The organism is Streptomyces sp. NPDC032940, assembly GCF_040636935.1.
Lineage (GTDB): Bacteria > Actinomycetota > Actinomycetes > Streptomycetales > Streptomycetaceae > Streptomyces.
In genome coordinates this window covers 1-20271 of record NZ_JBEZVJ010000042.1, presented here as the reverse complement: position 1 = coordinate 20271, position 20271 = coordinate 1, and the positions used below count along the sequence as shown (strand labels likewise).

The window sequence follows — 20271 nt, the reverse complement described above, 5'->3', positions numbered from 1 at the left end:
GGTACGTGACGACCGACGCCTTCCTCGCCGACTGCCGCGCCCGCCTCGCCTTCGACCTCCTCTCGAACACCTGGAACGCTGTCGTTCTCTGGGCGCTCCGCGACGGGTCCAGACGCCCGGTCGAGCTGCGGGAGCACATCGGGGGCATCAGTTCCAAGGTCCTCACCGAGACGCTGCGGCGGCTGCAGTTCAACGGACTCGTCGACCGGCAGGCGCACCACGGCTCACCGCCACGGGTCGAGTACCGGCTCACGGACTTGGGCCGGTCCTTCCTGGCACCCATCGACGCCGTCGGCGCGTGGGCCTTCGAGTACGGGGGTGAGGTCGTGGCGGCCCAGGAAGCGGCGTGCACGGCCGGTGACTCGTGGGGGCATGAGCGTGGTTGAGGATTCCACCCCCTCCACGGGGCGCGGCCCGGAGAACGACTACGACGATTTCGCCGAGGCCTACGCGGCGGAGAACGAGAACAACCTCGTGAACGCCTACTACGAACGGCCCGCCGTGCTGGCCCTCGCCGGAGATGTGGCCGGCCGGCGGATCCTGGACGCCGGTTGCGGTACCGGGCCCCTGTCCGCGGCGTTGGGTGAGCGCGGTGCGGTCGTCACCGGCATCGACGTCAGCGCCCGGATGCTGGCGCTGGCCAGGCGGCGGCTCGGGGACAGCGTGGAACTGCACGTGGCCGACCTGCGCGAGCGGCTGCCGTTCGGTGACGGGGTGTTCGACGACGTGGTCGCGTCGTTGGTGCTGCACTACCTGGAGGACTGGGGGCCGGCGCTGGCCGAGTTGCGGCGGGTGCTCCGGCCCGGCGGGCGGCTGATCGCATCGGTGGACCATCCTTTCGTCGCCTACACGATCCGGGAGCCTCGTCCCGACTACTTCGCCTCCGGCAGCTATGCCTTCCGTTGGGCCTTCGACGGGCGGACCGTTCCCATGCGGCTCTGGCGCAAGCCGTTGCACGCGATGACCGACGCCTTCGCCGCCGCCGGCTTCCGGCTCTCCGTCGTCGGCGAGCCGCGGCCGGATCCGGCCGCCCGCGCGCTCTTCCCCGACGACTTCGACGACCTGTCGACCAGGCCCTGCTTCCTGTTCTTCGTCGTCGAGGCCGGTGAGCAGCCGGTCGGCGACGCCGACGCCGGCGCGTGAAGCCGTCCGGGGTCAGTACGATCGTTGGGTCCGGGCCGGGGATGGAAGGGGGTGGCGTCGTGGACGCACGGAGTGCCGTCGTACGGCTGGCGCAGGGTGAGCGGCTCGGCGAGGTGCTTGATGTCACCGACCCCGGTCAGTGGCTCGCTCTGGACACCGCCGTGCGCCACCTGAACTGGTACGGACCGCGCTTGCTGCCGGAGTGGGAGCAGTACGCCCCGTTGCCCGACGATCTGGGGAAGCTCGACGAGTCCCGGCTCGCCCTGGCGCTCTGCCACCGCGACGGGCATGTCCGCGAGGAAGCGGTGCGCCGGTCGGCCCGGTGGCCCGGGCTGCTGCCGTTGATCGTCGTCCGCTGCACCGACTGGGCGGGCCCCGTGCGCGTGGGCGCGAGGGTGCTGCTGCGTGAGGTTCTGGAGGTGGATGCCGCCGCGGGGCTCGCCCCGTTGGTCCTGCGGGTCGGCCGGCGGGACAGAGGTGCGTTCGGGGTCGAGGTACTCGAGGAGGTCCTGCGAGTGGCGCCCCGGGAGCGGCTCGCTCTTCTGCTCTCCGGTCCCGACCGTGTCGTACGGCGGTTCGCGTACCGGCTGGCGATCGAGGGCCGGCGGCTGCGCCCGGCCGAGCTGGCCCGTGCGGCCGCCGAGGACGAGGACGGCGTGGTGCAGGACCTGTGCGCCACGGCCGCCCTCGCGGCCTTGCCCGGCGAGGAGGCGTACGAGGACGTGGTGGCGCCGCTGCTGGCCGCGCGCGGTCCGCGCACCCGTTCGGCCGGGGTGACCGCGCTGCGGCGGACGGGGCGGCCGGAGGAGGCGGTGGCGTTCCTCGGCGACCGGTCCGCGCTGGTGCGCGCGTGCGCCCGGTACGTCGTACGGCAGTGCGGAGACGACCCGGCGGCCTGGTACCGGCAGCGGTGCGCGGCACCGGACGACCCGGGGCTGCCGGCCGGTGCGGTCATCGGGCTGGCCGAGTGCGGGGAGCGTGCGGACGCCCGGCTGCTGTGGCCGTTGCTCGCGCATCCGGCGGCCGGGGTGCGGGCGCGGGCGGTGGCAGGACTGCGGACGCTGGACTGCGTGCGCGCCGAGCGCCTGCTGCCGCTCCTCGACGACCCCGGGGCCGGTGTCGTGCGCGAGACGGCCGACGCCCTGCTCCCGTCGGCGCCGGAACTGCCGGCCGAGCGGCTGCTGGAGCGCACCGGCCGCGCCTGGCCGCGGCATGTCCGGCGCGCCGCGTTGCGGCTGCTCGCCGCGCGGGGCGGGGTCGTGGCGCTGCGGGCGGCGGTCGGGCTGCTGGAGGACCCGGACGTGAAGGTGCGCACGTGGGCCGGGCAGTGTGTCCAGGGCTGGCATCCGTCGGCGGAGGAACGGCACTGCGCGGAAGAAGTGGGGGACCTGCTCTCTCGGAGCAGGCACCTCTTCAGTGAGTACGTGCTGCGGCGGCGGCAGTGGGAGGCGGGGGTGACCTCCGGGTGAGCGGCTGAGTCCGCCGCCCTCGGAGCGGCCCGAGAGCGACATTGGAGGTGCCTGTCCCGCAGGCACCCGTCGTACACCGGCTCCTTATCGGCGACCACAGCCAGGTACAGATATCGTCATGACCCTCACACGCATCCTCGTCACCGGCGGCGCGGGATTCATCGGCTCGCACTACGTCCGCCGGCTGCTGGGCGCCGACGGGCCGGGCGACGTGCGCCTCACCGTCCTCGACAAGCTCACCTACGCCGGCAACCCCGCAAACCTCGACCCGGTACGCGGCCACCCCGGCTTCCGGTTCGTGCAGGGCGACATCTGCGACCGCGACCTCGTCGCGGAACTGGTCGCGGGACACGACCAGATCGTGCACTTCGCCGCGGAGTCCCACGTGGACCGTTCCCTGCTGGGCGCCGCCGAGTTCGTCACCACCAACGTGCTGGGCACCCAGACCCTGCTGGACGCGGCGCTGCGCCGGCCCGGCGGCACGGCACGGTTCCTGCACGTGTCCACCGACGAGGTGTACGGCTCGCTGACCGAGGGTTCGTGGCCGGAGAGCGACCCGCTGCGACCGAACTCCCCCTACGCGGCGTCGAAGGCGTCCTCCGACCTGATGGCGCTGTCCTACCACCGCACCTTCGGTCTGGACGTGCGCGTCACCCGCTGTTCCAACAACTACGGTCACCACCAGTTCCCCGAGAAGGTCATCCCGTTGTTCGTCACCAACCTGCTCGACGGGCACAAGGTGCCGCTGTACGGCGAGGGCCTGAACGTACGGGACTGGCTGCACATCGACGACCATGTGCGGGGCCTGGAGCTGGTGCGCACCGCGGGCCGGCCCGGCGAGGTGTACAACATCGGCGGCGGGACGGAGCTGAGCAACAAGGAGCTCACCGCACTGCTGCTGGAGCTGGCCGGGGCGGGCTGGGAGAGCGTGGAGCATGTGCCCGACCGGCTCGGGCACGACCTGCGCTACTCGGTGGACTGCACCAAGATCTCCACCGAGCTGGGCTATCGTCCGCGCAAGGACTTCGCCGAGGGTCTGGCGGAGACGTTCGCCTGGTACCGCGACAACCGCGACTGGTGGGAGCCGTTGAAGGCACGCGCCGCCCTGTGACGGCGGTGGTGTTCGTGCCGCCGGTGTTTCGTTCTCGTGAACACCCGGGCGGAGGACGTTCCGCGGGGCCCGTTCCGCGCTGATGACGGGGCATGATCCGTCTGTCGGGCAGTGGCAGGTCGTGCGGGCACCGGTGGTGGGAGTCGGAGATGAGCGGCAGGGAGCTGAAGAGGCTGGGGTTCCTCACGATCGGGCTGTTCGACGAGGAGGATCCGGCTCGCGGGCACGAGGACACGCTGCGCCTGCTGGAGCTGGGGGAACGACTCGGCTTCGACAGCGCGTGGGTGCGCCACCGCCATCTCCAGTACGGGATCGCCTCACCGGTGGCGGTGCTCGCGGCCGCCACCCAGCGCACCAGCCGCATCGAACTGGGCACCGCCGTCACTCCGTTGGGGTGGGAGAACCCGCTGCGTCTCGCCGAGGACTGGGCGACCGTGGACATCTTGTCCGGCGGCCGCCTCAACCCGGGCGTGAGCACCGGTGCGCCGGTGCACTACGAGCGGGTGAAGGACGCGCTCTATCCGGACACCGCCGAGGAGGAGGAGTTCGGGTACGCGCGGGTGCGGCGGCTGCTCGACCATGTCGCGGGTGTGCCGGTCACCGACTTCCGCGGTACGGAGGGCATCGAGTCCTACTCCGACCGCGTACAGCCCCACTCCCCCGGACTGCGGCGGCGGATGTGGTACGGCGGCGGCAGTCTGCGCTCGGCCCGGTGGGCCGGGGAGAACGCGATGAACCTGCTGACCAGCAGCGTCGTCAAGGCCGAGGATGCCGAAGAGGGCTCCGGATCACCGGACTTCGCGGGGATCCAGCTCTCTCAGGTGCGGGCCTTCCGTGCGGCGCACCCCGACGGGGAGGCGGCGCGGGTCTCCCAGGGGCTCGTGGTGATCCCCACCGACTCCGCCGACGCCGTGCAGCGCGCCAGGTACGAGGAGTACGCGGCGCGGCGGCTCCCCCGCACCCGGAGCCCGCAGGGGCCGGCCCGTCTGCTGTTCGCGCCGGACCTGGTGGGGCCGTCCGAGTGGATCGCGGAACGCCTGCGGGCCCACGCGGCGTTCCGCGAGGTGGAGGAGGTGGCCTTCGCGCTGCCGTTCACCTTCGCCTACGAGGACTACGAGCAGATACTGACCGACATCGCCGGCCGGCTCGGTCCCGCGCTGGGCCGGCGGCCGGCCCGCTGACGGACGGTGCCGGGGCTGGCGCTGCCGCTCCGGGCGGGCGCGGCGGGCCCGCATGGTCAGTCGGTGGTGAAGGCGGCCACCACCAGGTCGGTCAGGAGGGTGCCCGCGCTGCCGTCGGGGTCGCGGTCCGGGTCGTAGATGGTGATGTTGAGCCCCACGCAGTGCGGGGACCGGACGAGCGGGCGCAGCAGGGCGGTGAGTTCGCCGGGCAGCAGGCCGTCGGGGTCCGGGCTGTCGACCGCGGGCATCACCGACGGGTCGAGGACGTCGGCGTCGAGGTGGACCCAGAAGCCGTCGAGGTCCCGCGCCGCCAGCTCGGCGGCGGTCGCGGCGCCGAGGCCGGCGGGGTCCGTGCGGCGCAGGTCGGAGACGGTGGTGACGGGGACCTTCAGTGCGCGCAGTTCGGCGACGTCCTCGTCGTCCGTGAAGGCGTCCCGGGTGCCGAAGAGCCGCACGTCCTCGTCCCGGAGGTAGGGCCGGAGTCCTTCGAGGTCGGTCAGGTCCTCCTGTCCGCGCCCGGTGGCGAGGGCGAGTTCCTCGCCGCCGGCGGCGCCGATCGCGTCGGAGGTGCCCGGGTGGCGGAAGTCGGGAGAGGCGTCGACCGAGACCAGTCCGTAGCGGCCGAGGCGGCGCAGGGCCAGCGCCGCGCCGAGCTGGATGGAGCAGTCGCCGCCGAGGACGAGGGCGAAGTGGCCTGCGGACACCTGCGCCTCGATGCGGTCGGCGAGGGCGCGGGTGTAGGCGGCGATGGCGGGGGCGTTGAAGACGCCGTCGCCCTCTCGCCAGTCGCCCAGGTCGTAGCGGGGCGGCACGACGACGCCTCCGTCGAGGGCGCCGAGCCTGCGTACGATGCCGTTGTCGCGCAGCGCACCGGCCAGCTTGTAGCAGCCGGGGACGGTGCCGGGGGCCGGTGGGCGCAGACCGAGGTTGGAGGGGGCGTCCGTGACCATGATGTTCCGCATGGGGCCATCCTCGCCGCCGGGTGACCGGTCTTCAACTGGTCCTGTGCGAGGCATGGGTTGTGCACGGCAGCACATCACTGTCGAGCGGCGGGGACCTGTCCGAGCGGCTCACGCCTCGGGTGCGGTGACCGCCGCCACGAGCTGCGGGCCGTTGTTGCGGACGTCGTTGACGGCCATCGAGACGGGGCGGGCCTCGAGCCGTCCGTCGGCGGGCCGGCGGAGCAGGTCGCGCAGCACGCCCGTGTCCTGGCGGGAGGGGTCGAGCCAGGCGTCGTAGTGCTCCTCGGCGACGGTCAGCGGCATACGGGGATGAACGCGTCCGGCGGCGTCGGTGGCCTCGGTGGTGATGATGGTGCAGGTCGTCAGCCAGGCCGACGGGTCGTCCTCGTGGCCGGCGTCCGGGTCGCGCCAGTACTCGTACAGCCCGGCCAGGGCCATCACCGGGTCGTCCGCGCAGTGGATGAAGTAGGGCTGCTTGCGGGCCTTGCCCGTCGCCGGGTCCTCGACGCGCTGCCACTCGTAGAAGCCCTCGGCCGGCAGGAGGCAGCGGCGCCGGGCGAACGCGGTGCGGAAGGCCGGCTTCTCGTGGAGGGTCTCCACCCGGGCGTTGATCAGCCGGGCGCCGATCTTCGTGTCACGGGCCCAGGAGGGCACCAGGCCCCAGCGCAGGGTCCGCAGCCGCCGTGTCGCCGGGGCGCCGGCGGGGGCGTCGCGCGGTGCGCGTTCGAGGACGGCCCACACCTGGTCGGTCGGCGCGACGTTCCAGCTCGGCGCCAGGGGGTCGCCGACGTCCCGGTCGGTGATCCGGAACCGCCGGGCGAGGTCTTCGGGACTGCGGGTGGAGACGTACCTGCCGCACATGAGCCCACTGTCGCACTCTGCGGGGCGCGCCGCCGCCGGACCGGGCCGAGCGGGGGCCCGTTGCCGGTTCTGCCACGAGCACGCCCCGCAGGCGTTGACATGGACGCGGCACAGCGGCACGCTGAGAGCGCTCTCACACACTGGTACGGACCATCCCCCCCACACCCGCACGGAGGTGGAGAGTGCTGTCATCCCTCAAACGCGGACTGCTCGCCGCGGCCGGTATCGCCGGGCTCACCGGTGCCCTGCTCACGGCCGCCCCCGCGCCGTCCGCGAGCGCCGCGGTCCCCGACACCATCCCTCTGACGATCACCAACGAATCCGGCCGCGGTGACGCCGTCTACGTCTACACCCTGGGCACCTCGCTGACGACGGGGCAGCAGGGCTGGGCGGACGCCGCCGGTGCCTTCCACGCCTGGCCGGCCGGCGGCAACCCCCCGACACCCGCACCGGACGCGTCCATCCCCGGACCGGCGGCCGGGCAGACCAAGACCATCCGCATTCCCAAACTGTCCGGTCGCATCTACTTCTCCTACGGCCGCAAGCTCGACTTCCGGCTGACCACCGGCGGCCTGGTGCAGCCGGCCGTGCAGAACCCGAGCGACCCGAACCGCGACATCCTGTTCAACTGGTCCGAGTACACGCTCAACGACTCGGGGCTGTGGCTCAACAGCACGCAGGTCGACATGTTCTCGGCCCCGTACTCCGTGGGCGTACAGCGCTCCGACGGCGGTGTGCTCACCACGGGCAAGCTCAAGCCGGGCGGCTACCGCGGGGTGTTCGACGCGCTGCGCGCACAGCCCGGCTGGTCGGGCCTGATCCAGACGCGGTCCGACGGCACCGTCCTGCGGGCTCTGTCACCCCTGTACGGCCTGGAGACCGGGGCACTGCCCGCCTCCGTCCTGAACGGCTACATCGACCGGGTCTGGCAGAAGTACACGACGAGCACCCTGACGGTGACCCCGTTCGGTGACCAGCCGGGCACCAAGTACTTCGGGCGCGTCTCCGGCGGCGTCATGAACTTCACCAACGGCGCCGGGGCCGTCGTGACGAGCTTCCAGAAGCCCGACGCGTCCAGCGTCTTCGGCTGCCACCGGCTCCTGGACGCCCCCAACGACCTGGTGCGCGGCCCGATCTCCCGGACGCTGTGCGCCGGGTTCAACCGCTCCACGCTGCTGACCAACCCGAACCAGCCGGACACCTCGGCGTCCGCTTTCTACCAGGACTCGGTGACCAACCACTACGCGCGGGTCATCCACGAGCGGACCACCGACGGGAAGGCGTACGCCTTCGCCTTCGACGACGTGGGCAACCACGAGTCGCTGGTCCACGACGGCAACCCCGCGCAGGCGCGGCTGACCCTCGCCCCGTTCGACTGACCACACGCGCTCCGTCGGCCCCTCCCGGGAAATTCACGTGCCGGGAGGGGTCGAGGGCCGTATCCTCGTCGGCATGAACGTCATCGGCCGAAGCATTTTCGCGACCGCGCGAGCGACCAGCTCGCCGGTTGCCGCCGCCTGACCTTCTCCCCACCCCCACCGGCGACCGGAAACGGCCCGTCGGTGGTCACGTGGCGTTCCGACGCCCTCGCCTCGGTGCGACGATCTCCCCCGGTCCCGTTCTCCGGCGCCTTCCCGTCACATGCGCGAAGGAGCCGTCCCATGGACACCGAGCAGATCGTCCGCACGTTCGTCGAGTACTACGAGGACCGTGGTCACCACCGGATCAGCGGCTCCACGCTGCTGCCACCGCCGGGCGACCCGGTCCTGTTCACCACCTCGGGCATGCATCCGCTCACCCCGTATCTGGAGGGCCGCCCCCATCCGCTGGGCCGGCGGCTGGTCGACGTGCAGCGCTGTCTGCGCACCACGGACCTCGACGAGGTCGGTGACAGCACCCACCTCACGGTCTTCGAGATGCTCGGCACCTGGTCGCTGGGCGACTACGAGGGCGTGCGGAGTCTCGACTGGGGTCACCGGTTCCTCACCGAGGGCCTCGGTGTCGATCCGGGGCTGCTGCACGCCACCGTGTTCGGCGGTGACGACCAGGTCGGCTTGGACACCGCCTCACTGGAGCTGTGGCAGGAGCGGGGCGTGCCCGTGGAGCTCACGGTGGAGGACAACTGGTGGTCCAACGGCCCCGTCGGCCCGTGCGGTCCCGACTCGGAGATCTTCCTGTGGACCGGTGACACCCCGCCCCGCTCGACGCCGACGCACGACTCCCGGTGGGTGGAGGTGTGGAACCACGTCATGATGCGCCACCGCCGGCTCGACGACGGCCGGCTGGTGCCGCTCCCCCAGCGCAATGTCGACACCGGGATGGGTCTGGAACGCCTGGCCTCGCTGCTCCAGGGCGAGCCGTCGGTGTACGACGGCGACGTCTTCGAACCCTGGCGGCGGCTGGTGCCGGGGCTGTGGTCGCTGGACGAGCCGTCGTTCCGCCTGGTCTGCGACCACCTGCGGTCGGCCGTCGTGGTCCTCGGCGACGGCGTACGCCCGGCCGGCACCGGTCGGGGCTATGTGCTGCGCCGCCTGGTGCGGCGGGTGCTGACCCTGCTGTGGCGGGACGATCCGTCGCGCCGGCTCGGGGACCTGCCCGTCGAGCTGGTCTCCCACACCCTGGACCACTTCCGGCAGTCGGTGGACCCCGCCCTCGTCCACGGGATGCTGACCGAGGAGGAGCGGCGCTTCACCCGGCTCCTGGAACGCGGCCGGCAGGTACTCGCCCGGCCCCGCTTCAGGGGGCCGCTGGACGACGAGGACTTCCACTACCTCCACGACACCCACGGCCTGCCGCGGGAGCTGGTGACGGCCTTGCGGCAGGAGTGATCACCGGCGGCAAGGGGCGCGGCTAGTAGCTGTCGTAGGTCGGCTCGCCGGTCGGGCGGTAGACGCCTACGACGGTGCCGCCCTTCGTCGTCGAGACGCTGACCGGTTCCAGCGCGGTGGGGATCGCTCCGTCGGCGAACAGTCGCTTGCCGGTGCCGATGATCACCGGGTGGACGGTCAGCCGGTACTCGTCGACGAGGCCGTGCCGCATGAGGGTCTGGGCGAGGTCGCCGCTGCCGACGACGTTGATGTCGCCGCCGTCGGACGCCTTCAGCTCGCGTACGGCGTCGGCGACGTCGCCCTCCAGCAGCGTGGAGTTCTGCCACTCGACGGACGTCAGGGTCCGGGACGCCACGTACTTGCGCATGCTGTTCATCCGCTCGGTGAACGGGTTGCCGGGGTCGGCGGTCGGCCAGTACGACGCGAAGATCTCGTACGTCTTGCGGCCGAGCAACATCGCGTCGGACGACTCGTACCAGCCGGCGATGGCCGCGCCCACTTCGTCGTCGTCCACCGGCTTCTGCCACCCCCCGTGCGCGAAGCCGCTCTCGGCGTCCTCGTCCGGGCCGCCCGGCGCCTGCATGACGCCGTCCAGTGTCAGGAACGTGCAAACGATGATCTTGCGCATGGTGCGCTCCCTTCGTCGACGGGTAGACCGCACGACCACCGGAAACTCATCGCCGCGTGCGCGCGGCCGGTGAGGTGCGGAGGCGGGCGAGGAGCGCGGCTTCGGCGGTGTCCGACCGCGTGTCGTGCCAGCGGCTGAGCGGGACGGCCCGCAGATGGCGGCCCTGGGGGTCGAGGAGATGGCCGGCGAGCTTCATCGGCCAGAGGGTGATCGCCCGGTCCGCCACCGTCAGTTCGGGGTGGCGGGCGGTGAGCCGGGACTCGAAGGCGCCGATGTCGTCGACCGAGCGCAGCCACGCGGCCAGGAGCAGATTGTGCGGCCCGGTCAGTGAGGCGCAGAGCCTGATCTCCCGTATTTGGCTGATGCGCTTGGCGAGCTGGGGTGCCCGGCTCTGGGGTACGGCGCCCCAGTAGGAGACGGAGACCGGCCAGCCCGAGAGGGACCGCGCCACTTCGCACCGGTAGGAGAGTGCCTGGTCGGCGTCGAGGCGGTCGAGGCGACGGCGGACGGTCGTGGGGCTGAGCCCCGTGCGTTCGGCGAGCCGGGCGACGGGTTGGCGGGGGTCCTCACCGAGGACGCGGACGAGTTCGAGGTCTCGCTCGGGGACGATGCCGGTGGGCTGCCGGCCCGTGGGCGCGGGTGCGAGCCTTCGGCGCTGTTCCTCGGTGAGTCGGTCGAGCCGCCATCGGCTGCCTTCGGTGTGGAGGGTGGTGGCCACCTGGGTGCGGGAGGCGGCGACGCCGTCGAGGGCGCCGAGGCGGAAGCCGACGTACCGGGCCAGCTGCGCGTGGTCCGTGAAGACGGCCGTCACCAGGAGGTCGCGGCTGCCGCTGACGTGCTCGAGGTTGAACACGTGCGGGTCGTCGGCGATGCGGCCGGCCACCTCGTGCAGGCGCCCGGACACGCAGTCGACCTCGATGAACGCGACCAGGGCCGGGGTTTCCGGGCTGTTCGCCCGAACGGCCTGGTGGACGCCGATCCAGGCGTGGCCCGCCTGGGTGAGCCGCGACCAGCGCCGGGCCACCGTCGAGGCGTCGATGTCGAGGATCTCGCCGATGGTCCGCCAGTCCGCGCGTGGCGCGATCTGGAGCGCGGTGACCAGGAGGAGGTCGAGTTCGTCGAGCACGGTCCGGCCTCTTTGTCACTCGTCCCGCCCTGTGGTCATTCCCTGCAAATGATCACGGCCAGGCGGAGGATCCCGGCAATGTATCCGGCCTGATCGACCGGATCGGCACCATACCAGTCATGTTCGAACGCGACGACGCTCTCGCCCTCGAAGACTCCCTGGTCCGGCTGCGCCACGCGCTGCACCGGCGGCCCGAACTCGGCCTGGAGCTGCCCGGCACCCAGCGGACCGTGCTGGACGCGCTGGCCGGCCTGCCCCTGGAGATCGGTGTCGGCAAGCAGCTCACCTCCGTCACCGCCGTCCTGCGCGGCGCCCGCCCCGGTCCCGCCGTCCTGCTGCGCGGCGACATGGACGCGCTCCCCGTCCAGGAGGCCAGCGGGGTCCCTTACGCCTCCGAGGTTCCCGGCCGCATGCACGCCTGCGGCCACGACCTGCACACCGCCGGTCTGGTCGGTGCGGCCCGGCTGCTCGCCGCGCGCCGGGACGAGCTGGCGGGCGACGTGGTCTTCATGTTCCAGCCCGGCGAGGAGGGCATGGGCGGCGCCCGGCTGATGATCGAGGAGGGCGTGCTCGACGCCGCGGGACGGCGGGTCGCCGCCGCATACGCGCTTCACGTCACGTCGGCGGCTCTGCCCACCGGAGTCGTCGCCGTGCGGCCCGGCCCGGTGCTCGCGGCCTCCGACGAGGTGACCGTCCGGGTCATCGGCGCGGGCGGCCACGGTTCCTCCCCGCACTCGGCCACGGACCCCGTACCCGCCGTCTGCGAGATGGTCACGGCACTGCAGACGATGGTCACGCGCACCGTCGACATATTCGACCCGGGCGTGGTCACCGTGGGTTCGTTGCACGCCGGATCCGCCGGCAACGTCATTCCCGAGCACGCCGAATTCCGGGCCACCGTGCGGTCGTTCTCCGACGACGCCCACGCCCGGATCCGGACCGGGTTCGAGCGGACCGTGCGGGGCGTCGCCGCCGCGCACGGAGTGACGGCCGAGATCGACTACCGGGAGAACTACCCGGTCACCGTCAACGACCCCGCCGAGGCCGCCTTCGCCCTGCGCACCGCACAGGGCCTGTTCGGCGCCGCGCGGGTGGTCGAACCGCCCCGTCCGATGGCCGGCTCGGAGGACTTCTCCTACGTCCTGCGCGAGGTGCCGGGAGCCTACGTCGGTCTGGGCGCCTGCCCGCCCGGCCGCGACCCCGCGACCGCCCCCATGAACCACTCCGCGCAGGCGGTCTACGACGACCGTGCCGTCGTGGACGCGGCCGTCCTGCTGGCCGGACTCGCCGCCCGCCGCCTTCAGGAAGCCACCGAGGAGTCCTCATGAGCACGACCGATCCCGGCGCGCCGGCCACCGCGCACCCCGCCGGATCCGCCGGACCCGACGGACCCGACTCCAAGCCGACGGCGTCCGTGGGTGCCGTCGTCGGGCTGCTCGTCCTCTTCGAGGTCACCAGCGGGTTCCTGCAGGGCGGCATCGCCCCGCTGCTGCCGGCCATCGGCACGGAACTCGGCATATCGGACGCCGACCTGAACTGGGTGATCTCCGCACAGCTGCTCGCCGCCGCCGTGTCCGTGCCCGCCTTCGGCCGGCTCGGGGACCTCTACGGGCACCGCCGTATGCTGCGGATCTCGCTGGTGTGCGTCACCGTCGGCTCGCTGCTGGTGGCCTTCGCCCCCTCGCTGCCCGTCCTGCTGGTGGGCCGCGTGCTGCTCGGGCCGCTTGCCGCCTTGCTGCCCCTGGAGATCGCCCTGGTACGGGACCGGCTCTCCGTCGAGCAGGCCCGCAGCGCCATCGCCCGTCTCGTCGGCGCGCTCACCCTCGGAACCCTGCTCGGCGGGGTGCTGATGGGCCTGGCGCACAAGGCGACCGGCGACGTGCGGATCACCCTGCTCGTCCCGGCCCTCCTCGCCGGAGTGTGCGTTCCGGTGTCGTTCCGCGCGATCCCGGAGTCCACGCGGACGGCCGGCGGACGGCTGGACTGGCCGGGCGTGAGCCTGCTGAGCGTGACCATGCTCCTGCTGCTGTCCGGGGTCTCCGCGGCGAAGACCGGGCCGCTGCTGTCGGGCGCGGTACTCGTCCCGGTGCTGCTCGGGGTGCTGACGGGTGCGGGGTGGGCGGTGCGTGAACTGCGCGTCGCCGAGCCCCTGGTGGACCTGCGGGCGCTCGCCGACCGCAGCGTGGCCCCGTACTTCCTGAGCGCGGTCGCCTTCGGTGTCGTCTACTTCGGCAGTCTGGCCCCGGACGCGACCTTCCTGGCCGCGGACCCGGAACGGAGCGGCTACGGCTTCGAGTTGTCAGCTCTGGCCATCTCGCTGGTCGCCCTGCCCGCCGGGGTGGCCGCGGTCATCGGTTCCTCGCTGACCGCGCGGATCGCCGGGCGGCTCGGCTACCGGACCACGCTCATCGCCGCGTTCGCGCTGATCGGCGCGGGCTTCCTCGCCACCGCCGCCTTCCACACGGCGATCTGGCAGCTGGTGGCCGCCAAGGTGCTCGCCGGTGCGGGCATGGGCGTGGCGCTCGGTGCGATGCCCACGGTGATCGCCGAGGCCAGCGCCCCGTCCCGCACCGGCGTCACGACCGCGCTGTACAACAACGTCAAGACGCTGGGCGGAGCGATCGCCGGCGCCGTCATCGCGGTGATCCTCGCGGCTCCGGCGACGGAGACGGGGACTTCGCCCTCGGGAACCACCGTGGCACCGAGCGAGTCCGGCTATGTGACGGTCTGGATGATCTGTGCGCTGCTGTGCCTCGGTGCGGCCGCGGCGGTCGCCCTCGTCCGCCGTACGACACCTGTCGAGCGGTGTTAGTGTCCGCTTCCGGTGGAGACCGGAAGTGCCGACATGGAGAGCGGATGACATCGACGAAGACGTTCCAGGTCACCTTCGACTGCGCGGAACCCGAGCGCCTCGCACGCTTCTGGTGCGAGGTGCTCGGGTACGTCGTGCCACCGCCGCCCGAGGGGTTCGGGACGTGGGACGAGTACAAGGCTGCGCAGCCGCCCGAGGAGCGGGACGCGTGGTTCGCCTGCGTCGATCCCTCGGGCGTGGGCCCGCGGCTGTACTTCCAGCGTGTTCCCGAAGGGAAGGCCGTCAAGAACCGGGTGCATCTCGATGTGCGGGTCGGCACGGGGCTCGTGGGGGAAGAGCGCCTCGCCGCCCTCGAGGCCGAACGTGCACGACTGGAGCCGCTCGGCGCCGTGCACGTGCGCACCCTGTACGACGGCACCGATTCATGCATCCCGATGCTGGACATCGAGGGCAACGAGTTCTGCATCGACTGACGCACCGGCGGGGGTTCAGGCCGCCTCCGGTCCCACGGGGACGTCGCCGCGCAGGGTGATGCGGTGCATCACGCGGTGCTGGCCTCCGTAGTCGCGGTTGACGTAGTGGGCCGTGCTGCGGTTGTCCCACAGGGCGACGTCGCCGGGCTGCCAGCGGTGGCGGACGACGTGCTCCGGCTTGGTGAGGTGGGCGTAGAGGATGTCGAGGATGCCCCGGCTCTCGTGCTCGGAGACGCCGGCGATGTGCGAGGTGAAGCCGGGGTTCACGAACAGGCCCTTGTGCCCGCTCTCGGGGTGCACCCGGACCACCGGGTGCTCGACCGGCACCAGTTCGGTGAACGTCTCGCCCTCCCACAGGTTGCCCCGGCCCTGCCGGCGCTGGGCCGGGTAATAGCCGAACTCGCGGCTGCCGTCGTGGACGGCGGTCAGCGTGTCGACGTACGCCCGCAGGCCCGGTGACAGCGACTCGTAGGCGAGCCGGCTGTCGGCCCAGTTGGTGTCGCCGCCGGTGGGCGGCAGCACCACGGCGCGGAGCACGGAGATCGCCGGTGGCCGGCGCACGAAGGTCACGTCCTGACCCGATGGTGTCCCTCAACCCGGTGCAGCGGGTGGGCCGGCAGGTGGCGGAGGTGCTGCGCCTGCACGGCCCGGAGCGGGAGCGGAGCGCGGCCCTCGCGCGGGCGGTGGAGCTGCTCGACGAGGTCGGGCCGGACCGGCCGGCGCAGCGGGCCCGCCAGTATCCGCACGAGCTGTCCGGCGGCATGCGCCAGAAGGTCCTCATCGCGATCGCGCTGGCCGCGCGTCCCCGGCTGATCGTGGCGGACGAGCCGACGAGCGCGCTGGACGTCACCGTGCAGCGCACCGTCCTGGACCGCCTGGACACCCTGACCCGCCAGTCGGAGACGGCCGTCCTGCTCATCACCCACGATCCAGAGGTCCACGACGCCCTCCCCCGGCAGGCCGTCCACGCCCGGGTCCGTCACGGTCGCGCCCGCTGCTCCTCGGCCGGGAGTACCGGCCGCGCGTCGGGCTCCCGCGCCTCGCCGCGGCTGCCGACGGCCAGGGCCACGGCACCGGCGACGAGGGTGACCAGCCCGCCGGTCAGGAACCCGGCCCGGGCTCCCCCGTGCTGCATGATCCGGCCGAGCAGCAGGGCGCCCAACGGCGTCGACCCCTGGAGGATCAGGGTGTACAGGGCGAGGACCCGGCCGCGGAACTCGGGCGCGCTGCCCAGCTGGATGCGGTGGTTGGCGGCCTGCACGAAGTAGATCGACGCGCCGCCGGTCAGGAACAGCACGACGACCGCCACCGGGTACGAGGAGGCCCGGCCCACGCCCGCCTCCAGGACCCCGAACACCACGGCCGAACCGGCCACCAGACGCGCCGAGGGCCGGGCGCGGCGGCCGGTCGCCACCAGCGCCGCCGCCAGCGAGCCCGCCGCGAACACCGTGGTCAGCAGCCCGAAGGACGAGGCGTCGGCGTGGTACACCGACTTCGCCAGCAGGGGCAGCGTCAGCTGGAAGTTGAGGCCGAACAGCGCCACGGCCGCGAGCAGCGCCATCGGCACCAGGAGATCGCGGCGTTCCCGTACGTGCCGCAGGCCGTCCACGATCCGCGCCCGGTCGCCGCCGCGCGGCCCGCGCCGCAGCTCGGCGGTGCTCATCAGGCGCAGCCCGACGACCGTGCCGACGTAGCTGACGGCGTTCACGAGCATGACCCAGCCGATGCCGACGGCCGTGATGAGCAGCCCGGACAGGGCGGGCCCGGCGATGCGGGCCACGTTGAAGTAGGCGGCGCTCAGGGCCGAGGCGTTGGGCAGCAGCTCGGGCCCGACGAGTTCGCCGACGAAGGCCATGCGGGTCGGCACCTCGACGGCGTTGACCACTCCCAGGGCGCAGGCGAAGACGTAGACGTGCCACAGCCGGGCGCCGCCCGTCAGCACGAGCAGGGCCAGCGGCAGGGCGAGGGCCCCCGAGACGACGTTCGTGAGGGTCAGCAGCGCGCGCTTGTCGTGGCGGTCCGCGAGCCGCCCGCCGTACAGCGTGAGCAGCAGCAGCGGCGTGAACTGGAGGGCGGTCACCGTGGCCAGGGCGCTCGCGGAGTCGTCGGTCAGGCCGAGGACGAGCCAGTCCTGGGCGACGACCATCATCCAGGTGCCGGCCACCGACACGACCTGGCCGAGGGCGAAGAGCCGGAAGTTGCGTACGCGCAGCGCGCGGAAGGGGCCGGTCGCGCCGGCGCTCACGGGAGCCCGTCCCCGAGGGCGCCGGCCGCTTCCCGGCACTCCTCCAGGAACGCGAGGGCCCGCAGGTGATAGGCACGCGCCGCCCAGCCGAGGCTGACGTTGTGGCCGGCCCGGGGCAGCCGGTCGACGACGACTCTCGGCGCCGCCGTCAGCGCGGCGGTCAGGTCGGCCACGTCGTCCGGGCCGTGCCGCCACCACGCCTCGTGCTCGGCGAACGTGAACCGGACGGGCACGCGCACGCGGGGCAGTACGTCCGCGCACCCGCCCGCCGCCCAGTCCCCCACCGAGTCCGCCTCCCGCCGGGGCATCGGGGCGACGACGGACTCACTGGCGCGGAAGGTGCCCGACGGGTAGAGGCCCAGGGGGCCCCAGTTCAGCCGCCGCAGCGCGACCCCGGCGCGCTGCCCGGCCCGTTCGGGCGGGACGGCGAGGCGGTGTCCGACGCCGGAGACCTCCACGCCGAGCAGGGCGGCGGGCGGCCGGTGGGCGGCCATGGTGAGCGCCAGCTTGCCGCCCAGGGAGTGTCCGAGCAGCAGGACGCCGCCGGTCCCGGGGTGCCGGTCGGTGAATTCCTCCACCGCGGCCGCCACGGGGCCGACCTGTTCGGTCACGGTCAGGCCGTCGGCCCTGCGCCGGGCGTGCGGTCCGTATCCCGGCCGGTCCAGGGCGAGCACCGTGTAGCCGAGCCGGGGTCCCAGGGTCAGCAGGGACACGTCCGGGTGGGCCTGCCCGTCGAAGTAGCCGGCGTTCATGCCGCCGCCGTGCAGCGCGACGACTAGGGCACGCGACGGGCCGTGCGACGGCTCGCCGAGCAGTCCCGTCACGGGTACGGACCCGTCGGTCAGCGTGACGCGCCGTACCCCCGGCGAGGGGCCCGCCGAAGGGGGTGCCGCGGCGACGATCCCGGCCGGCGTGCTGGTCGGCGCCTGCGTCGCGCAGGGGGCCGTGGGGTGCGGGTGCGCCATCCTCAGTCCCCGTTCTCCTCGCGTCGGCCGGACGCCGGCCCTCGGTCGTCCATGGTCCGTTCGGCGTACCGGAGGGATCAAGGCCGGGCGTTGCAGGACTCCGTCAAGTCGGCAAGGTCCGCTCCAGGACACTTCAAAGACTGCGCCACCCTGGCCCGGGGCGCACGGCCGGGGCCCCTGGACGACCGAGCGGCCCGTGAAAACCGGTGGAGCGGCGCCCTCGCGTGCCACTACCGTACGCCGGAGCCGTGTCGCCCAGGTGAGGGACGTTCCGTTGTACACCGTGTGAGACCCCCGAGCGCTGATTCGTCGCGCGTCGCACCCGTGCGACGTGCTCCTTTCTGCTGCGGTCCTCACACGGAAACCGGTGTACTTCTGTGCTCGACCATTGGGTTGTCATGCCCACCCGCCTGCCTCTCGTCCTCCGGCGCTGCCACGCGTGCGCGGCCGGGCACTTCCGGGCGGACGGAAAGTTCCGCGTCAACGCCCACCACAAGCTCCTCGACGCCTGGCTCCTCGTGCTGTGCACCTCGTGCGGGGAGACGGCGAAGCTCACGGTCCTGGAACGGACGCCTGTGCGCTCCGTACGGCCTGAGCTGCTCGACCGGATGCACGCCAACGACATCGGTCTGGCAGCGGAGTTGCTCCAGGACCCGGTCCTGCGGCGCCGCAATCGTGTCGCCCTCGACTGGGACGGCGCCTGGCGGCTGGACACCGGCGGACCGGGGCACCTCGACAACGAGGCGATGGACGTCTCGGTCGGCTTCGCGGCGCGGATCCCCGTCCGGCCGGTGCGGCTGATCGCCGAGGGCTGCGGTCTGTCCAGGGCCGAGGTCGAGAGGCTGATCGTGGAGGGAAGCCTGGTGTCGGCCGTCCGGCTGGGCGGCAAGCTCTCCGGCGACTTCACCTTCACCCTCAAGCGCTGAGTTCTCCTCGGTGACAGGGCCCTTGTCCGGCGCCTCGTGCCGGACAAGGGCCCCGGCCGCGATCGGCCGTACGCACCGCCGCACTCGCCCCGGTCGCCAGGGCCGACCCGCCGACTTCACATTTCCTTCACCTTCCCGCTACCGTCAACGTTTCAACGTTCAATCAGGGGGCGAAGTGACCAACCCGTACACACCATCCGCAGCAAGCCGGCCCGCACCGAAGTGGGCGCGGAAGCGCTACGTGGGACCGGCGCTGGCCCTCGCGTTCTTCGTCGGCATCGGTGCCGGTGCCGGTGAGGACGGCAGGGCGAGCACCACCGACGCCAAGCCGGTCGCCGCCTCGCCACAGCCCACCGTCACCGTCACCACCGCCCCCACGGCGACCGCCACCGCGAAGCCGCAGCCCGCGCCGACCGTCACCAAGACCCTCGAGGTCGAGGTCACCACGACCGTCACCGCCGAACCGGAGACCGACTACGGCAGCGGCGTCGGGAGCGCAGACAGCGCCGACACCGGCGAGGCCGAAGGCAGCGTCTACTACGCGAACTGTGCCGCCGCCCGCGCCGCCGGTGCCGCGCCCGTGCACCGCGGCGAGCCCGGTTACGCCTCCCATCTCGACCGCGACGGCGACGGCACCGGCTGCGACCGGGGCTGACCGGCGGGCCGGAGGCCGCGCCGGGCGTGCGGTCCCGGCGCGAGGTGCGTTTCCGTCCCAGAGCGCTTAACCTCTGTCGGTCCGCCCGCCTGTGGCGGTTCTGGGGAGGGGCGTTCATGCGGCAGCGGAGAGCGGGCGGACGGCTGAGAGTCGCGGGCTGGGTGCTGGTCCCGCTCGGGCTGGTCCTGGCGCTGGGCAGCGCCGGGTACTTCTTCGCGCGGTACCAAGGGGTCACCGTCCAGGGCGAGTCGATGGAGCCCACGTACCGCCGGGGCGAGCACCTGGTCGTCGAGCAGATCGGCGCGGACGGGATACGCCGTGGTGACGTCGTGCTCGTCCGTGTGCCCGGCCGGTATCAGGGCGCTCCGGTCCTGCGGCGGGTCATCGGTACGGGCGGTGATCACGTGGTGAGCAGCGACGGGGAACGCGTCGCGGTGAACGGGAAGCCGGTCGACGAACCCTACGTGCGGCGCGACGAGTTGGCCCCCGCCGCAGCACCGTACGACGTGCGAGTGCCGGACGGGCGGTTGTTCCTGCTGGGTGACAACCGGGGGAACTCGAACGACTCGCGCTTCTCCCTGGACGAGCAGTCGGGCAGCGTCGCGGCCTCCGGGGTGCTGGGGCGCGTGCGGGAGGGGTTCGTCGTACCGCCGGTGCCGCTGGCGACCGGAGGGCTCGGGATCGTCCTGGCCCTGGCCGGGGCCGGGCTGGGGATCAGCGGGTACACGGCCGGGCGCGCGGCCCGGCGACCGCTCGCGGCCGCGCCGCCCTGGCCCGCGGCCTGAGAGGGCCCGCACCTCGACAGGCACGGTGGACTGCGTGGAGACCAACACCTTCGGCGCGAACCACTCGGCTCTGGGTGAGTACGACATACCCGAGCGGGTCC

The 20271-nt window shown here is 72.8% G+C and carries 19 protein-coding genes and 2 pseudogenes; 14 read left to right on the top strand and 7 right to left on the bottom strand.

Annotated elements, in window-relative coordinates:
* Positions 1-5 precede the first annotated feature (5 nt).
* From AB0E77_RS31445 to AB0E77_RS31425, 5 genes are all read left to right on the top strand, one after another.
* A complete protein-coding gene (locus AB0E77_RS31445) occupies positions 6-386 on the top strand; it encodes a helix-turn-helix domain-containing protein (RefSeq protein ID WP_361577550.1) in 381 nt (126 codons plus the stop codon).
* A complete protein-coding gene (locus AB0E77_RS31440; protein WP_361577547.1) occupies positions 373-1143 on the top strand; it encodes a class I SAM-dependent methyltransferase in 771 nt (256 codons plus the stop codon). Before AB0E77_RS31445 ends, AB0E77_RS31440 begins: the two co-directional genes overlap by 14 nt.
* A 59-nt stretch (positions 1144-1202) precedes the next feature.
* A complete protein-coding gene (locus AB0E77_RS31435) occupies positions 1203-2612 on the top strand; it encodes a hypothetical protein (protein WP_361577544.1) in 1410 nt (469 codons plus the stop codon).
* A 118-nt stretch (positions 2613-2730) separates the two neighbouring features.
* Entirely contained in the window at positions 2731-3723 is a 993-nt protein-coding gene (gene rfbB, locus AB0E77_RS31430) for a dTDP-glucose 4,6-dehydratase (RefSeq protein WP_361577541.1), read from the top strand.
* A gap of 149 nt (positions 3724-3872) precedes the next feature.
* The gene (locus AB0E77_RS31425; RefSeq protein WP_361577538.1) at positions 3873-4904 is read left to right on the top strand and encodes an LLM class flavin-dependent oxidoreductase; all 1032 of its coding nucleotides are present in this window, start codon (positions 3873-3875) and stop codon (positions 4902-4904) included.
* Between the two features lie 56 nt (positions 4905-4960).
* Here AB0E77_RS31425 and AB0E77_RS31420 read toward each other — a convergent pair whose 3' ends face one another.
* Positions 4961-5866: an arginase family protein gene (locus AB0E77_RS31420; protein WP_361577535.1), complete on the bottom strand. Its 906-nt coding sequence runs from the start codon at positions 5864-5866 to the stop codon at positions 4961-4963.
* A 108-nt stretch (positions 5867-5974) separates the two neighbouring features.
* On the bottom strand, positions 5975-6727 hold the full coding sequence (locus AB0E77_RS31415) for an SOS response-associated peptidase (RefSeq protein WP_361577532.1): 753 nt from the start codon (positions 6725-6727) through the stop codon (positions 5975-5977).
* Between the two features lie 182 nt (positions 6728-6909).
* On the opposite strand from AB0E77_RS31415, the gene AB0E77_RS31410 reads away from it, so the two are divergent.
* Both AB0E77_RS31410 and AB0E77_RS31405 read left to right on the top strand, forming a co-directional pair.
* Positions 6910-8106 carry a glycoside hydrolase family 64 protein gene (locus AB0E77_RS31410; RefSeq protein ID WP_361577529.1) on the top strand — a complete coding sequence of 399 codons (1197 nt, stop codon included), beginning with the start codon at positions 6910-6912 and terminating at the stop codon, positions 8104-8106.
* A 282-nt stretch (positions 8107-8388) separates the two neighbouring features.
* Positions 8389-9555, top strand: a complete 1167-nt coding sequence (locus tag AB0E77_RS31405) for an alanine--tRNA ligase-related protein (protein ID WP_361577526.1) — start codon at positions 8389-8391, stop codon at positions 9553-9555.
* Positions 9556-9577: 22 nt separating this feature from the next.
* On the opposite strand, the gene AB0E77_RS31400 is transcribed toward AB0E77_RS31405, so the two are convergent.
* Both AB0E77_RS31400 and AB0E77_RS31395 read right to left on the bottom strand, forming a co-directional pair.
* A complete protein-coding gene (locus AB0E77_RS31400; protein ID WP_361577523.1) occupies positions 9578-10183 on the bottom strand; it encodes a dihydrofolate reductase family protein in 606 nt (201 codons plus the stop codon).
* A gap of 46 nt (positions 10184-10229) precedes the next feature.
* Positions 10230-11309 carry an Lrp/AsnC family transcriptional regulator gene (locus tag AB0E77_RS31395; protein WP_361577520.1) on the bottom strand — a complete coding sequence of 360 codons (1080 nt, stop codon included), beginning with the start codon at positions 11307-11309 and terminating at the stop codon, positions 10230-10232.
* A gap of 119 nt (positions 11310-11428) precedes the next feature.
* On the opposite strand from AB0E77_RS31395, the gene AB0E77_RS31390 reads away from it, so the two are divergent.
* Genes AB0E77_RS31390 through AB0E77_RS31380 form a run of 3 tightly spaced genes read left to right on the top strand, consistent with a single transcriptional unit; the run spans position 11429 to position 14594 of the window.
* Positions 11429-12637 carry a M20 family metallopeptidase gene (locus AB0E77_RS31390; protein WP_361577517.1) on the top strand — a complete coding sequence of 403 codons (1209 nt, stop codon included), beginning with the start codon at positions 11429-11431 and terminating at the stop codon, positions 12635-12637.
* Positions 12634-14121: an MFS transporter gene (locus AB0E77_RS31385; RefSeq protein ID WP_361577514.1), complete on the top strand. Its 1488-nt coding sequence runs from the start codon at positions 12634-12636 to the stop codon at positions 14119-14121. Before AB0E77_RS31390 ends, AB0E77_RS31385 begins: the two co-directional genes overlap by 4 nt.
* A 44-nt stretch (positions 14122-14165) precedes the next feature.
* Complete coding sequence (locus AB0E77_RS31380; protein WP_361577511.1) at positions 14166-14594, top strand: VOC family protein; 429 nt, start codon at positions 14166-14168, stop codon at positions 14592-14594.
* Between the two features lie 15 nt (positions 14595-14609).
* Here AB0E77_RS31380 and AB0E77_RS31375 read toward each other — a convergent pair.
* Positions 14610-15167 (bottom strand): annotated as a pseudogene (locus tag AB0E77_RS31375) (TauD/TfdA family dioxygenase); the annotation flags it as partial.
* Between the two features lie 2 nt (positions 15168-15169).
* Between AB0E77_RS31375 and AB0E77_RS31370 the strand changes: the two are divergent.
* Positions 15170-15523: pseudogene (locus AB0E77_RS31370) on the top strand (ATP-binding cassette domain-containing protein); the annotation flags it as partial.
* Positions 15524-15573: 50 nt separating this feature from the next.
* Here the strand turns inward: AB0E77_RS31370 and AB0E77_RS31365 are convergent.
* Together AB0E77_RS31365 and AB0E77_RS31360 are read right to left on the bottom strand one after the other, a co-directional pair.
* On the bottom strand, positions 15574-16839 hold the full coding sequence (locus AB0E77_RS31365; RefSeq protein ID WP_361577508.1) for an MFS transporter: 1266 nt from the start codon (positions 16837-16839) through the stop codon (positions 15574-15576).
* Positions 16836-17804, bottom strand: a complete 969-nt coding sequence (locus AB0E77_RS31360; RefSeq protein ID WP_361577505.1) for an alpha/beta fold hydrolase — start codon at positions 17802-17804, stop codon at positions 16836-16838. Before AB0E77_RS31360 ends, AB0E77_RS31365 begins: the two co-directional genes overlap by 4 nt.
* A 377-nt stretch (positions 17805-18181) precedes the next feature.
* On the opposite strand from AB0E77_RS31360, the gene AB0E77_RS31355 reads away from it, so the two are divergent.
* The 3 genes from AB0E77_RS31355 (at position 18182) to lepB (ending at position 20170) form a co-directional block, all read left to right on the top strand.
* Complete coding sequence (locus tag AB0E77_RS31355) at positions 18182-18730, top strand: DUF1062 domain-containing protein (RefSeq protein WP_361577502.1); 549 nt, start codon at positions 18182-18184, stop codon at positions 18728-18730.
* A 175-nt stretch (positions 18731-18905) separates the two neighbouring features.
* Positions 18906-19385 (top strand): excalibur calcium-binding domain-containing protein, encoded by a 480-nt coding sequence (locus AB0E77_RS31350; RefSeq protein ID WP_361577501.1) that lies wholly within the window; start codon positions 18906-18908, stop codon positions 19383-19385.
* A 116-nt stretch (positions 19386-19501) separates the two neighbouring features.
* Positions 19502-20170 carry a signal peptidase I gene (gene lepB / locus AB0E77_RS31345; protein WP_361577498.1) on the top strand — a complete coding sequence of 223 codons (669 nt, stop codon included), beginning with the start codon at positions 19502-19504 and terminating at the stop codon, positions 20168-20170.
* Positions 20171-20271 lie beyond the last annotated feature (101 nt).

What these genes read in the sequence shown, in the direction of transcription:
- AB0E77_RS31440 (WP_361577547.1), top strand. Translation starts at nt 373, where the DNA reads ATGAGCGTGGTTGAGGATTCCACCCCCTCCACGGGGCGCGGCCCGGAG.
- rfbB (WP_361577541.1), top strand. Translation starts at nt 2,731, where the DNA reads ATGACCCTCACACGCATCCTCGTCACCGGCGGCGCGGGATTCATCGGC.
- AB0E77_RS31425 (WP_361577538.1), top strand. Translation starts at nt 3,873, where the DNA reads ATGAGCGGCAGGGAGCTGAAGAGGCTGGGGTTCCTCACGATCGGGCTG.
- AB0E77_RS31420 (WP_361577535.1), bottom strand. Translation starts at nt 5,866, where the DNA reads ATGCGGAACATCATGGTCACGGACGCCCCCTCCAACCTCGGTCTGCGC.
- AB0E77_RS31415 (WP_361577532.1), bottom strand. Translation starts at nt 6,727, where the DNA reads ATGTGCGGCAGGTACGTCTCCACCCGCAGTCCCGAAGACCTCGCCCGG.
- AB0E77_RS31405 (WP_361577526.1), top strand. Translation starts at nt 8,389, where the DNA reads ATGGACACCGAGCAGATCGTCCGCACGTTCGTCGAGTACTACGAGGAC.
- AB0E77_RS31400 (WP_361577523.1), bottom strand. Translation starts at nt 10,183, where the DNA reads ATGCGCAAGATCATCGTTTGCACGTTCCTGACACTGGACGGCGTCATG.
- AB0E77_RS31390 (WP_361577517.1), top strand. Translation starts at nt 11,429, where the DNA reads ATGTTCGAACGCGACGACGCTCTCGCCCTCGAAGACTCCCTGGTCCGG.
- AB0E77_RS31385 (WP_361577514.1), top strand. Translation starts at nt 12,634, where the DNA reads ATGAGCACGACCGATCCCGGCGCGCCGGCCACCGCGCACCCCGCCGGA.
- AB0E77_RS31380 (WP_361577511.1), top strand. Translation starts at nt 14,166, where the DNA reads ATGACATCGACGAAGACGTTCCAGGTCACCTTCGACTGCGCGGAACCC.
- AB0E77_RS31360 (WP_361577505.1), bottom strand. Translation starts at nt 17,804, where the DNA reads ATGGCGCACCCGCACCCCACGGCCCCCTGCGCGACGCAGGCGCCGACC.
- lepB (WP_361577498.1), top strand. Translation starts at nt 19,502, where the DNA reads ATGCGGCAGCGGAGAGCGGGCGGACGGCTGAGAGTCGCGGGCTGGGTG.